General features: G+C 71.2%; 12 protein-coding genes and 1 riboswitch. Of the genes, 7 read left to right on the top strand and 5 right to left on the bottom strand.

The window, feature by feature from the left end; all coding sequences use genetic code 11:
• Positions 1 to 230 precede the first annotated feature (230 nt).
• Together WS75_RS22880 and WS75_RS22875 are read left to right on the top strand one after the other, a co-directional pair.
• Entirely contained in the window at positions 231 to 1,355 is a 1,125-nt protein-coding gene (locus WS75_RS22880) for a porin (protein ID WP_059683407.1), read from the top strand.
• Positions 1,356 to 1,570: 215 nt separating this feature from the next.
• On the top strand, positions 1,571 to 2,275 hold the full coding sequence (locus tag WS75_RS22875; RefSeq protein WP_059683406.1) for a glutathione S-transferase N-terminal domain-containing protein: 705 nt from the start codon (positions 1,571 to 1,573) through the stop codon (positions 2,273 to 2,275).
• A gap of 135 nt (positions 2,276 to 2,410) precedes the next feature.
• Here WS75_RS22875 and WS75_RS22870 read toward each other — a convergent pair whose 3' ends face one another.
• Positions 2,411 to 2,923 carry a MarR family winged helix-turn-helix transcriptional regulator gene (locus WS75_RS22870; RefSeq protein ID WP_059683404.1) on the bottom strand — a complete coding sequence of 171 codons (513 nt, stop codon included), beginning with the start codon at positions 2,921 to 2,923 and terminating at the stop codon, positions 2,411 to 2,413.
• A 132-nt stretch (positions 2,924 to 3,055) separates the two neighbouring features.
• Between WS75_RS22870 and WS75_RS22865 the strand changes: the two genes are divergently transcribed.
• Positions 3,056 to 4,240, top strand: coding sequence for an MFS transporter (locus WS75_RS22865; protein WP_059683402.1), 1,185 nt, complete (start codon positions 3,056 to 3,058; stop codon positions 4,238 to 4,240).
• A 197-nt stretch (positions 4,241 to 4,437) separates the two neighbouring features.
• On the opposite strand, the gene cobM is transcribed toward WS75_RS22865, so the two are convergent.
• From cobM to WS75_RS22845, 4 genes are read right to left on the bottom strand one after another with little or no spacing between them, the layout of a single operon-like run.
• Entirely contained in the window at positions 4,438 to 5,166 is a 729-nt protein-coding gene (gene cobM / locus WS75_RS22860; protein WP_059683400.1) for a precorrin-4 C(11)-methyltransferase, read from the bottom strand.
• A gap of 43 nt (positions 5,167 to 5,209) precedes the next feature.
• Complete coding sequence (locus WS75_RS22855; protein WP_059683397.1) at positions 5,210 to 5,941, bottom strand: cobalt-precorrin-6A reductase; 732 nt, start codon at positions 5,939 to 5,941, stop codon at positions 5,210 to 5,212.
• Positions 5,938 to 7,026, bottom strand: coding sequence for a cobalt-precorrin-5B (C(1))-methyltransferase (locus WS75_RS22850; protein ID WP_059683394.1), 1,089 nt, complete (start codon positions 7,024 to 7,026; stop codon positions 5,938 to 5,940). The genes WS75_RS22855 and WS75_RS22850 overlap by 4 nt, the downstream gene beginning before the upstream one ends.
• The gene (locus WS75_RS22845) at positions 7,026 to 8,261 is read right to left on the bottom strand and encodes a bifunctional cobalt-precorrin-7 (C(5))-methyltransferase/cobalt-precorrin-6B (C(15))-methyltransferase (protein ID WP_059683730.1); all 1,236 of its coding nucleotides are present in this window, start codon (positions 8,259 to 8,261) and stop codon (positions 7,026 to 7,028) included. Before WS75_RS22845 ends, WS75_RS22850 begins: the two co-directional genes overlap by 1 nt.
• Positions 8,262 to 8,466: 205 nt before the next feature.
• Positions 8,467 to 8,657, top strand: a riboswitch (cobalamin riboswitch).
• Between the two features lie 107 nt (positions 8,658 to 8,764).
• Between WS75_RS22845 and cobG the strand changes: the two genes are divergently transcribed.
• From cobG to cobJ, 4 genes are read left to right on the top strand one after another with little or no spacing between them, the layout of a single operon-like run.
• A complete protein-coding gene (cobG, locus tag WS75_RS22840) occupies positions 8,765 to 10,126 on the top strand; it encodes a precorrin-3B synthase (RefSeq protein WP_059683392.1) in 1,362 nt (453 codons plus the stop codon).
• Positions 10,119 to 10,745: a precorrin-8X methylmutase gene (locus WS75_RS22835; RefSeq protein WP_059683390.1), complete on the top strand. Its 627-nt coding sequence runs from the start codon at positions 10,119 to 10,121 to the stop codon at positions 10,743 to 10,745. Before cobG ends, WS75_RS22835 begins: the two co-directional genes overlap by 8 nt.
• Positions 10,742 to 11,476, top strand: coding sequence for a precorrin-2 C(20)-methyltransferase (locus WS75_RS22830; protein ID WP_059683388.1), 735 nt, complete (start codon positions 10,742 to 10,744; stop codon positions 11,474 to 11,476). Before WS75_RS22835 ends, WS75_RS22830 begins: the two co-directional genes overlap by 4 nt.
• Entirely contained in the window at positions 11,473 to 13,188 is a 1,716-nt protein-coding gene (cobJ, locus tag WS75_RS22825; protein ID WP_059683386.1) for a precorrin-3B C(17)-methyltransferase, read from the top strand. The genes WS75_RS22830 and cobJ overlap by 4 nt, the downstream gene beginning before the upstream one ends.
• The last annotated feature ends 121 nt before the right edge of the window (positions 13,189 to 13,309 follow it).

Genomic DNA, 13,309 nt, shown 5'->3' with positions numbered 1-13,309 from the left:
GTCGCGGCTTCGCCCTGCCGTTGACGGCAGCCACGCTGCCGGCCGCCCTTCGATTCTCCGCAACCCTGCCCCCCGCGCATGGGGGGGAGCGGCCGCGCGCCGTTGCGTAACCTTTCCGCACGGCTCGCACCGGCGTCGCATCATGCGCCGTCCCGCCTGCCTCGATGCTTCCCCCGCTTCACCCGCCCGGGCTCGATCCCGTGCGGTCCATTACGATCCTGGAGACTTCGATGAAGACGAAACTGGCCGCGCTCGCGGCGCTTGCCGGCTGTTCGGCGCTCGCGCATGCGCAATCCTCCGTCACGCTGTACGGCGTGGTCGACACGGGCCTGCTGTACCAGAGCACGTCGGCCGCGTCGTTCAGCCCGAATGCGCCGAACACCGGCAAGGTGTTCCGCATGAAGGACGGCGGCATCTATTCGAGCTTCTGGGGCATCAAGGGCAGCGAGGACCTGGGCGGCGGCTACAAGGTCAACTTCAAGCTGCAGGGTTCGTTCGACAGCGGCACCGGCAAGATGCAGCTGAGCGACACGCCGGGCGCCGCCGCGATCTTCAACCAGGTTGCGTCGCTCGGCGTGTCGGGGCCGTTCGGCACATTCACGGCCGGCCGCCAGATCGTGCCGATGATCTACGCGATGGCCGACACCGACGTGCGCAACGCGCAGTTCTTCGGCAGCGTGCTGACCGCGTGGCTCGGCCTGAACACCGCGGCCGGCTGGCCCGGGACGAGCACCAACGGCGCGATCGGCGCGCTGTACGACAGCAACGCGCTCGTCTATCAGTCGCCGACGTTCGCGGGCGCGTCGATCGCGCTCGAATACGCGCCCGGCGGCGTCGCCGGGCAGTTCCAGGGCGGCACGCGCGAATCGGTCGTGCTGCGGTACTCGAACTACGGGCTCAATGCGTCGGCCGTGTACTACAACGGCCACGACACGAATCCGGCGCCGGGTGTCGCGCCGACCGGCGTCGACAACAACCGTTTCGTCTACGTCGGCGCGCGATACACGATCCGCGATTTCTCGGTGTCGGCGTCGTACGGCAACGGCCGGAATCCGTCGCATGCGGACAAGGTGAACCTCGACATGCTGTCGGCCGGCGTCGGCTATCGCTTCACGCCCGCGCTGCAGGTCGCCTCGGCCGTGTACTACCTGAAGGACCGCAACCGCGCCGAGAACCGGTCGACGGCCGTCGTGCTTACGGCCGACTACAGCCTGTCGAAGCGGACGATGGTGTATGCGCAGGTCGGCCACGTGAACAACCGCGGCACGATGGACCAGATGCTTGTGTACGGGCAGCCGGTCGCACCCGGGGTCGGCACGACCGCCGCGATGCTCGGGCTGCGGCACAACTTCTGACGACGCAGCGACGCGATGCGCGTGCGGCGGCGCCCGGGCACGGCTCGTGGCCGCCGTCTGCAGCGATCGCGGGGATCGGCTACAGTGGGCGTTTTCGGCGCGCTCCGCCCGCCTGTCGAAGTGCTCGTCCCGTTGCTGCCGCGGTGGCAGGGGCGGCAAGCGATACGCGGCAGGACGGCGGAGCGCGGATCCTCCACATTGACGAGCGAACCTCCATGCCCGATCTGTCCGCCTTCCCGATCACGAAGAAATGGCCTGCCCAGCATCCCGACCGTCTGCAGCTGTATTCGCTGCCGACGCCGAACGGCGTCAAGGTGTCGATCATGCTCGAGGAAACCGGCCTGCCGTACGAGCCGCACCTCGTGCGCTTCGACACCAACGACCAGCTGTCGCCCGAATTCCTGTCGCTGAACCCGAACAACAAGATCCCGGCGATCATCGATCCGAACGGCCCCGACGGCCGGCCGCTGCCGCTGTTCGAATCCGGCGCGATCCTGATCTATCTCGCGGACAAGACGGGCCAGTTGATCCCGAAGGATCCCGCGGGCCGGTACGAGACGATCCAGTGGGTGATGTTCCAGATGGGCGGCATCGGCCCGATGTTCGGGCAGGTCGGCTTCTTCCACAAGTTCGCGGGCCGCGATTACGAAGACAAGCGTCCGCGCGACCGCTACGTCGCCGAATCGAAGCGTCTGCTCGCCGTGCTCGATGCGCATCTCGCGAACCGCAAGTGGGTGATGGGCGACACGTACACGATCGCCGACATCGCGATCTTCCCGTGGGTGCGTAACCTCGTCGGCTTCTACGAAGCGGGCGACCTCGTCGGCTTCGCTGAATTCAAGCATGTCGCGCGGGCACTCGATGCGTTCGTCGCGCGTCCGGCCGTCGCGCGCGGGCTCAACATCCCGGCACGCGGCTGAGCCGCGCAGCGGGCGCACCCTGCGGCCGCGCTCCGCGTGGCCCGCCGCATCCCGCGGCGGGCGATTCTTCCGCATCCTTTGGGTGATTTCGTTTTCCGCCCGCTGCGTTCATTCGACGTTGACGATTCGGCGGCGCTATTTTTCGGCCGACGCCGACGCCCCTTCCCGCAATCCCGCCAGCAGCTTTTCCAGCAACGCCGAAAGTTGCGCCTGCTCCGCCTCCGACAGCGCGGCCAGCATCGCGCGCTGATTGTCGACGTGCGCGACCACCGCATCGTCGATCAGCGCGCGGCCGGCGTCGGTCAGGGCGACGAGCGTGCCGCGGCCGTCGGCCGGGTTCGGCCGGCGCTCGACCCAACCGGCCTTCTGCAGCCGGTCGATGCGCGCGGTCATCCCGCCCGACGACATCATCAGCGCGTCGTACAGCGCGGTCGGCGTCAGCGCGAACGGCGCGCCGCTGCGCCGCAGCGTCGCCAGCACGTCGAATTCGCCCGGCTGCATCCCGTAGCGCGCGAACAACGGATTGAGGCCGTCGCGTGCGACCACCAGCGCGGCCTCCTGCAGCCGTCCCATCACGAGCATCGACGACGCGTCCAGATCCGGACGCTCGATGCGCCATTGCGCGAGCGCATGCGCGGCTCGATCCATTAACCCTCCTCGGCTCACCAGTTATCTTGACGTCGAGATAAATCCGCATTTATCTTGATGTCGAGATACTTTACATGAAAACGCGCGGCACCTCTGACGGAGGTGTCGTGCACCGATAACGAGGGCCATTCCATGAATCGCTTCACTTCCCCCGGATGGCGGCTTGCCGCGATCGTGCTGGTCGGACTGAACCTGCGGCCGGCGCTGGCCGCGATCGGTCCGCTGCTCGACATGATCCAGCGCGCGACCGGCATCGGCGACGGCGCAGCGAGCCTGCTGACCACGATCCCGATCCTGCTGATGGGGCTGGGCGCGCTGAGCGCGCGCCGGCTGCAGCGCGTGACGGGGATCGCGGGCGGCGTCTGGCTGGGCGTCGCGCTGATCGGCTTCGCGTGCGCGTCGCGACTCGGCGCGCAGCACGCGTGGCTGCTGCTCGCGAGTGCATGCTGCGCGGGCCTCGGGATCGCGATGGTGCAGGCGTTGCTGCCGGGATTCGTGAAGGCACATTTCTCGACGCGGATCGGCGGCGCAATGGGCGTCTATTCGACGTCGATCATGGGCGGTGCGGTGCTCGCGAGCGTCGTCGCGCCGCTCGCCGCGGCCCGCTGGGGCTGTCTGGTCGCGCTCGCGGGTTGGGCGCTGCCGGCCGCGCTCGCGGCGCTCGCGTGGCCGCTGGCCAGCCGTGGCGGCGACGCGTTGGTGTCCGGGCCGACGTCGGGGTCGATGGTGCAGGCGCGGCCGTCGCGCTCGCCGCGCGCGTGGCGGCTCGCGATGTTCTTCGGGATCGCGACGGGCGCCTACACCCTCGTGCTGGCATGGCTGCCGCCGTACTACATGCGGCTCGGCTGGTCGCCGACCGCGGCCGGCAGCCTGCTCGGCGGCGTGACGCTCGCCGAAGTCGTCGCGGGGCTGGCGATCTCGGCGATGATCGACCGCCTGCCCGATCGCCGGCCCGCGCTGCACGCGGCGATCGCGTCGCTGCTCGCGGGGCTGCTGGTGATGCTGGCCGCGCCGGAGGCACTTGCGTTGCCGGCTGCGCTGCTGATGGGTGCCGGTATCGGCGCGCTGTTTCCGTTGTCGCTGATCGTCACGGTCGATCATGCGGCGACCCCGGCCGATGCGGCATCGTTGACGGGGTTCGTGCAGGGCGTCGGCTATCTGATCGCAGGGCTGTTTCCGTTCGCGGCGGGCGTCGTGCGCCAGCATCTCGCGGATCTGTCGCCCGCGTGGGTCGCGATGGCTTGCCTGTGCGTCGCGCTGTTCGCGCTGGCGGCGGGGTTCGCGCCGCAGTTCGCGCGGCGCGTTGCGGGGGCTTAGCGCGGGTGGGACGCCGCGCGTGAAGGCGTTGACCCGGATCGTGGCCTTCGCGCGGCTGCCGGTTGTTGCTCAGTCACGCCGGGTCGCACGGTGGGCGCCGTTCGATCGAGGGCGTCGATCAGCGGGCCGGCTCGCGAGAAACCCCGTCGTCGCGATGCCTCGAAACGCGAAGTGCCTCGCGTTCCGTGCGCACGCAATCAACTGCCGCTGGCATACAGCGTCGAATCCGCAAACCCTTCCGCATCGAGCACGCGCCCGATCAGGATCAGCGCGGTGCGCTCGATCCGCGTGCCCTGCACCTTGCCGACGATGTCGGCCAGCGTGCCGGTCACACGCTCCTCGTCGGGCCAGCTCGCACGGTAGATCACCGCGACCGGGCACGCGGGCCCGTAATGCGGCAGCACTTCGTCGACGATCCGCGCGAGATGCCGCACGCCGAGATGGATCGCGAGCGTCGCGCGATGCGCGGCGAGCGCGCCGAGCGCTTCGCCTTCCGGCATCGTCGTCTTGCCCGCGAAGCGCGTGAGGATCACCGTCTGCGCGACACCGGGGAGCGTCAGCTCGACGCCGAGCGTCGCCGCGCACGCGGCCGTGGCCGTCACGCCGGGCACGATTTCATACGGAATCCCGAGCGCTTTCAGCCGGCGGATCTGTTCCCCGATCGCGCTGTACAGCGACGGATCGCCCGAATGCACGCGCGCGACGTCCTGGCCTTTCGCATGCGCATCGGCGAGCAGCGCGACGATCGCATCGAGGTCGAGCTCGGCCGTATTGACGACCTGCTCCGCACGACGGCCGTCGAGCACGGCCGGCGGCACGAGCGAGCCTGCGTAGAGAATCACCGGGCACGTGCGCACGAGACGCTGGCCCTTCACCGTGATCAGCTCCGGGTCGCCGGGGCCCGCGCCGATGAAATACACCGTCATCGAAAAATCTCCGTCAATTCATGGGGCAGCCGGTCGCGCGGCATCACGCACGCGCGGCCGGGTCGAGCGCATCGAGCAGCGCGGTGGCCGAGTCGAACACGCGATCGGCGTCGGGCAGCGTCGGCCGGCGCAGCATCACGACCGGAAGCCTGCGTTCACGCGCGACGTCGAGCTTGGCCTCGGTCGCGGCGCCGCCGCTGTTCTTGCTGACGACGACGTCGATGCCCGCGAGCGCGAACAGCGCGCGCTCGCCGTCGAGCGTGAACGGCCCGCGCGCGGCGAGGACCTGCGCGCGCGCGTTGCCGGGATGCGCATCGAGGCAGCGCACCAGCCAGAACTGGTGCGGCGGAATTTCGTCGAGATGCGCGAGCGGTTCGCGGCCGAGCGTGAACAGCGGCCGCCGGAACGGCGCGAGCGCGGCCTCGATGCCGGCCCAATCGTCGACCATTCTCCAGTCGTCGCCGGGTTGCGGCGCCCACGGCGCGCGTCGCAGCGCCCACAGCGGCACGCCCGCGTCGCGCGCGGCGGCCGCCGCGTTCGCGCTGATTCGCGCGGCATACGGATGCGTCGCGTCGATCACGAGGCCGATGCCGGCGTCATGCAGGTACGCGGCGAGCCCCGCCGCTCCGCCGAAGCCGCCGACGCGCACTTCGCAGCGCAAGTCGTCGGGCACCTTGCCGAGGCCCGCGAGGCTGTAGACGTGCTGCGGGCCGAGCGCGCGTGCGATCTTCAGCGCGTCGCCCGTGCCGCCGAGCAGCAGGATGCGCGCGCTCATCGTGCGGTCCCGACGAAGCCGCCCTGCCGGTCGATCGCGAACATCTCGACCGAGACCGATGGCGGCACGATGTCGCGCGCGACCCGCAGCGCATGCGCGCAGACGATGTCGCCGAGCGGCACGCCGTCGGCCTGCGCGAGCTTCAGCGCTTCCTGGCTGGTGTTCGCCGCGCGCATCGCGGCTTGCAGCGCCGCGTTCGCGCCCGCCTCTGCCGCCCACTGCGCCAGCAGCGGCAGGTCGATGCTCGAATGGCGGCTGTGCAGGTCGAGATGGCCTGCCGCAAGCTTGCTGAGCTTGCCGAACCCGCCGCACATCGACAGGCGCGCGACCGGCGCGCGGCGCAGGTGCTTGAGCACCGCGCCGGCGAAATCGCCCATTTCGATCAGCGCCATGTCGGGCAGGCCGTAATGCGCGCGCATCGCATCCTCGCTCGCGTTACCGGTGCACGCGGCGATGTGCGCGACCCCGTTCGCGCGTGCGACGTCGATGCCCTGGTGGATCGACGCGATGTACGCCGAGCACGAGAACGGCCGCACGATGCCGGTCGTGCCGAGGATCGACAATCCGCCGACGATGCCCAGACGCGGGTTCATCGTCTTCAGCGCGAGCGCCTCGCCGCCCTCGACGCCGATCGTCACGTCGAAGCCGCCTGCGTAGGCGAATTCGGCCGCGAGCGCGTCGAGGTGCGTGGTCATCATCTGGCGCGGCACCGGATTGATCGCCGGTTCGCCGACCGGCAGCGTGAGTCCGGCGCGCGTGACGGTGCCGACACCCGGCCCCGCGTGAAAGCGCACGCCGGGCACCGCCGCGAGCGCGACGCGCGCGAAGACCAGCGCACCGTGCGTGACGTCCGGATCGTCGCCGGCATCCTTGATCGTGCCGGCTTCCGCGCCGTCGGCCGTCGTCCTGCAGAACGCAAGCCGCATCAACACGCGCTGCCCCTTCGGCAGCACGATCTCGACGGCGTCGACCGCGCGCCCCGCGAGCAGCAGGCGCGCGGCCGCGAGCGACGTCGCGGTCGCGCAGCTGCCGGTCGTATAGCCGAAGCGCAGCGGCGCCGGTTGTTCGGGGGTTTCGTCGCGCATCACGTGCGGTCCGCGAGGTCCGGTGCCGTGGAATCGGGTTTGCGCACGTCGTATAGCGTGACGGGCAACGGCTGCCGCCACGTGTCGAAGCGGCCGAGTGGTTCGGCGTGCGCGATCGACACGCGCGTGAGCGTGCCGCCGTGAATATCGCGCCACGCGGCGAGCGCCAGCTCGCCCTGCAGCGTGACCGCGTTCGCGACGAGCCGGCCGCCGGGCTTCAGCGCCGACCAGCACGCGGCAAGCACGCCGGGCGCGGTCGCGCCACCGCCGATGAAGATCGCGTCGGGCGTCGCAAGCCCGGCAAGCGCAGCGGGCGCGCGCCCCGCGACGAGTTGCAGGCCCGGCACGCCGAGCGCGTCGCGATTGTGCTCGATGAAGCGCTGCCGCTCCGCATGCGACTCGATCGCGATTGCCTGGCACGACGGATGTGCGCGCATCCACTCGATGCCGATCGAGCCGCTACCCGCGCCGACGTCCCACAGCAGTTCGCCGGGTGCGGGCGCGAGGCGTCCGAGCGTCAGCGCGCGCATGTCGCGTTTGGTGAGCTGGCCGTCGTGGCGGTACGCGTCGTCGGGCAGGCCTGGCGTAAGGGCTCGGCGCGGCGCATCGGGGCCGGCCTGGCAGTCGAGCGCGACGAGATTGAGCGCGGCGGTTTCGTCGATGTTCCAGTCTTGCGCGAGACCGTCGATGCGCCGTTCGAGCGGCCCGCCGAGGTGTTCGAACACGCTGATGCGCGTCGGACCGAAGCCGCGCGCGGCGAGTTCGGCCGCGACCGAGGCCGGCGTGCGGCCGTCGGCGCTCAGCACGAACAGGCGCCGGCCCGGCAGCAGATGGCGCGCGAGCGTCGCGAGCGGCCGGCCGACGAGCGACACCGCGCCGACGTCCTGCAACGCCCAGCCGAGCCGCGCGGCCGCCAGCGACAGCGATGACGGTGCGGGCAGCACGCGCCATTCGTCGGGAGATAGTTCGCGCGCGAGCGTCGCGCCGACGCCGAACAGCATCGGGTCGCCGCTCGCCAGCACGCAGACGGGCGAACCGCGCCGCGCGAGCAGGCCCGACAGGTCGAACGGCGACGGCCACGCGGTGCGTTCGGCCCGCAGCCGCGCGGGCAGCATGTCGAGGTGCCGCTTCGCGCCGACGACCTGCGTCGCCTCGAGCAGCGCGCGCCGCGCGCTGCGCCCGAGCCCCGTGTAGCCGTCGTCGCCGATGCCCACTACCGTCAGCCACGCCGTCATGCACCCTTCCCCATCGTCCGGTTCCATCGAGTCGCCGCACGGCGGCCGTGATGGCGCCGGTGCGGCCGTCCGCATTGCGAAAGTCGGCATGGTACCGTGTTCCACCGCGCGTTTCATCTGCGAGGGCCGCCGACGCCGGGCCGCATTTCGCTTCGGCCACGGAGCCCGCTCGGCGGTCGCGAAGCGCTGGTGAAATCGGGTATCCTACGGCCGTTCGTTCGCCGGTGCCCTTCGGGGCCGAAGAGGGAACACAGGGCGCGCACCGCGCCGCTGTGGCTGCCCCCGCAACTGTAGACAGCGAGCCGATCTCCCCCTCATGCCACTGGTTTCACCGGGAAGGCCGGGAGCCGGCGCCGACCTGTCAGCCAGGAGACCTGCCGGCATGAAAGTGCGTGCGTGCCAGTCGGCGTCGGGCGGGGTGTACCGATACGTTGGCCGCGGCCCGACACTGCCCCGGTATCCCGTTGAGTTCCGCCCCCGATTCCATTCCTGCGTCGCCCGTCGTGCGCCCGTCGGCTTGCCCGGGGCTCGTGCGCGTCGTCGCGGCCGCCGACGGCGGGCTGTGCCGGATCAAGCTGCCGGGCGGCTTGATCGACGCGCGGCAGGCGCGTGCGATCGCCGCTGCCGCGCGCGCCTGCGGCTCCGGCGCGATCGACGCGACCAATCGCGCGAATCTCCAGTTGCGCGGCATCCGCGACGGCGCGGCCGATACGCTGGCCGACGCATTGCTCGACGCGGGCCTGGGCCCGCGCGCGCGCGCCGGCGATGCCGCCGACGACCGGGCCGCGCTCGCCGCGCGCGACGACGTCCGCAACCTGATGCTCAGCCCGCTCGCGGGGCGCGATCCCGAGGCACTGCTCGACAGCCGCGCACTCGCGCTGCCGTTGCTCGACATGCTGACGCACGAGCCGCGCCGCGGCGAGGTGTCGCCGAAATTCTCGATCCAGCTCGACGGCGGCGAATCGGTCGCGGCGCTCGATCATCCGCACGACATCTGGCTCGCCGCGTGGCGTCGAGGCGACGGCGCGGTCCGCATCGCCGCGGGCCTGGCAGGCTGCCCGCCGGTCGCGCCCGGTGATCCGTCCGCTTCGTTCGACGTCGCGCCGGACCAGACCGTCGCGCTCGCTCGCGCACTACTGCTCGCGTTCCTCGATCTCGCACCGGCCGGCGTCACGCGGATGCGCGCTTTGCTCGCGACCGGCGGCGCATGCGCATTGCGCGAGCGCGCGCAGTATTACGCGCCCTTCCCGCTCGATGCCGATCCGGCACTGGCCAGCTGGCGGCGCAAGCAGGCGGACGCCGCGCTGCGTTTCGGTGCAAGGCCGTCGCGCGATGCGGGTCGCTGCAGCGTCGGCGCGCAGTTCGTGCTCGGCCGGCTCGACGCAACGCAACTGGAACGGCTTGCGGCACTCGCCGACGCGGAAGGCGACGGCACGCTGTCGATGACCCCGTGGCAAGGCGTGTTCGTGCACGGCGTGCGGCACCAACGCACGCCAGCCATGCTCGACGCGCTCGCGTCGATCGGCCTCGTGTGCACGACGTCCGACCCGCTGGCGGCGCTGGTCGCCTGCACCGGCAGCGCGGGCTGCGCGAAGTCGCGCGCCGATACGAAACACGATGCGCTCGCGCTGGCCGCGCGCGTCGGCCATCCGGTCGACATGCACCTGACCGGGTGCGAGCGCCACTGCGCGCTGCCGCATCCCGCGATGCATACCCTCGTCGCGGTCGCGCCCGGACGCTACGACCTTTACCGGCGCGACGCCGCCGCGGGCCTCGGCGCCCCGCTCGCGCGCCATCTGACGATTGACCAGGCCGCGGACCGACTGACGGGTGCGCGGCACAGCCAGGACACCACCGATGCTTGACTATATTCGCGACGGGCAGGAAATCTACCGCCAGTCGTTCGCGACGATCCGCGCCGAGGCCGACCTGTCGCAGATTCCGCCCGATCTCGAGAAGCTTGCAGTGCGCGTGATCCACGCGTGCGGGATGGTCGATGTGGCCTACGACCTGCGCTTCTCGGCCGGCGCCGGCACGGCGGGCCGCGCGGCGCTCGCGGCCGGCGCGCCGATCCTGTGCGACGCACGAATGGTCGCCGAAGGCATCACGCGCGCGCGGCTGCCGGCCGGCAATCGCGTGATCTGCACGCTCGGCGAACCGGAAGTCCCCGACCTTGCGCGGCATCTCGGCAACACGCGCTCGGCCGCGGCGCTCGAACTGTGGCGCCCGCATCTGGCCGGCAGCGTCGTCGTGATCGGCAATGCGCCGACCGCGCTGTTCCACCTGCTCGACATGATCGACGCCGGTGCGCCGCGCCCCGCGTTGATCCTCGGCTTTCCGGTCGGCTTCATCGGCGCTGCCGAATCCAAGGCGGCACTCGACGCCGACAGCCGCGGCGTGCCGTACGTCGCGCTGCTTGGCCGCCGCGGCGGCAGCGCGATGGCCGCAGCCGCCGTCAACGCACTCGCGACGGAGGCAGAATGACGGCCCCGCGCGGACGCCTGTTCGGGGTCGGCGTCGGCCCCGGCGACCCCGAACTGATGACGATCAAGGCGCTGCGCGTGCTGCAGGCCGCGCCGGTGGTCGCGTATTTCGTCGCGAAGGGCAAGAAGGGCAATGCCTACGGGATCGTCGAGGCGCACCTGCTCGATGCGCAGACGCAACTGCCGCTCGTCTATCCGGTGACGACCGAGGCGCTGCCGCCGCCGCTCTGCTACGAGACCGTGATCGCCGATTTCTACGACACGGCCGCCGCGATCGTCGCGTCGCATCTCGACGCCGGGCGCGACGTCGCGGTGATCTGCGAAGGCGATCCGTTCTTCTACGGGTCGTACATGTACCTGCACGATCGCCTCGCGCCGCGCTACGACACCGAAGTGATCCCGGGCGTGTGCGCGATGCTCGGCGGCACGGCCGTGCTCGGCCAGCCGCTCGTCTATCGCAACCAGAGTCTGTCGGTGCTGTCCGGCGTGCTGCCGGAGGACGAATTGCGCGCGCGACTCGCGCAGGCCGACGCGGCCGTCGTGATGAAGCTCGGCCGCAACTTCGACAAGGTGCGGCGCGTGCTCGACGAACTGGGGCTCGCGAAGCGCGCGTTGTACGTCGAGCGCGCGACGATGGCGGCGCAGCGCATCGTGCCGCTCGACGAAGTCGATCCGATGGCGTCGCCGTACTTCTCGCTGCTCGTCGTGCCGGGGGAAAAATGGCAAGGATGACGACTCCGCCCGCGATCGTGATTCTCGGCGCGGGTGCACTCGATACCGCGCGGCGCATCCAGGCGCGTTATCCGAGCGCAGTCGTGCACGGGCTCGCGTCGCGCGTCGAGGCCGACGTGCCGTTCGACGAACTCGGCGCGCACCTGCGCGAGCTTTACGCGCGCGGCCTGCCGATCGTCGCGCTGTGCGCGGCCGGCATCGTGATCCGTTGCGTCGCGCCGGCGCTGGCCGACAAGGGTGTCGAGCCGCCGGTGCTCGCGGTCGCGGAAGACGGTTCGGCCGTCGTGCCGCTGCTCGGCGGGCTGACGGGCGTCAACGTGATCGCGCGCGAAATCGCCGAATGCCTCGGCGTCGCGCCCGCGATCACGACGAGCGGCGAGCGGCGCTTCGGCGCGTGCGTGCTCAACCCGCCCGACGGCTATGCGCTCGCCGATCTCCAGCAAGGCAAGCGCTTCGTGTCCGATTTGCTCGCGGGTGCGGCGACGCGCATCGACGGCGCGGCGCCATGGCTCGACGACGTCGCGCTGCCGCGCGACGCTGCGGCCGCGCATGCGATCCGCGTGACGCCCGATGCGTGGCGCGGCGCGCGCGACGAACTCGTGATCCATCCGCGCAGCGTGGTGGTCGGCATCGAGGCGCGCGGCGTGCAGGCCGATGCGTCGGCTTCGCTTGCCGGGCGCATCGACGCGCTGCTCGATACGCACGGGCTCGCGCGGCTGGCGCTCGCCGCACTGGTCGCCCCGGCGTCGTTGCTCGGCGATGCGCGCGTCGAAGCGGCGGCACAAACGCTGGGCGTGCCGTTGCGCTTCGCCGATGTCGATGCCGACGAAGACGCCGATGCTGCTGCCCTGCTGGGTTCGACGTTGCGCGTGGCGCACACGCTGCGCGCAACGTCCGACGGCCTCGCGTGCGCGGTCGCGACGCAACCCGTCGATCCCGCGACGCTCGGCCGTGCACGCGGCCGCCTGACGGTGCTCGGCCTCGGCCCGGGCGATGCGGCGTGGCTCACGCCCGCCGCGCGCACCGCGCTCGCGCAAGCCACCGACATCCTCGGCTATACGACCTACGTGACGATGGCCGGCCCGTTCCGCGCGGACCAGCGCGTCCACGGCACGGACAATCGCGAGGAAATGCAGCGCGCGCGCCATGCGTTCGAACTGGCGGCCGAAGGCCGGCGCGTCGCGGTCGTTTCGTCGGGGGATCCGGGTGTGTTCGCGATGGCCGCGGCCGTGCTCGAAGCGCTCGACGAAGCACGCGACCCGCGATGGGCCGCGGTCGAGCTGCGCGTCGAACCCGGCGTATCGGCATCGCTCGCGACCGCCGCGCAGGCCGGCGCGCCGCTCGGCCACGATTTCTGCGCGATCTCGCTGTCGGACAACCTGAAGCCGTGGGACGTGATCGAGACGCGCCTGCGGCACGCGGCGCAAGCCGATCTCGTGATGGCGTTCTACAACCCGATCTCGCGTGCACGGCCGTGGCAGCTCGACCGCGCGCTCGATGCGGTGCGCGCGCATCGCGCGGCCGACACGGTGGTCGTGCTCGGCCGCGATATCGGCCGGCCCGGCGCGACGCTCACGACGACGACGCTCGGCGCGCTGCGCAGCGATCAGGTGGACATGCGCACGATGGTGATCGTCGGCTCGTCGACGACGCGGCGTTTCGCAATCGGCGACGGGCGTGAGTGGGTCTACACGCCGCGCTGGTATCGTTGAGCGTCGCCGCGCAACGCGCGGCTGACCATCCGGCTGAAACCAGGCGGAAAAATCGCCCGGTTCGCGTTTCGGCACGTGCGTCACGTACCAGAGCGCGAAATACTGCGCGAACGGGTGGACG

This window comes from Burkholderia sp. FL-7-2-10-S1-D7 (genome assembly GCF_001524185.1).
In the GTDB taxonomy this organism is placed as follows: Bacteria; Pseudomonadota; Gammaproteobacteria; order Burkholderiales; family Burkholderiaceae; genus Burkholderia; species Burkholderia diffusa.
This window is presented reverse-complemented; position numbering and strand designations above follow the sequence as displayed.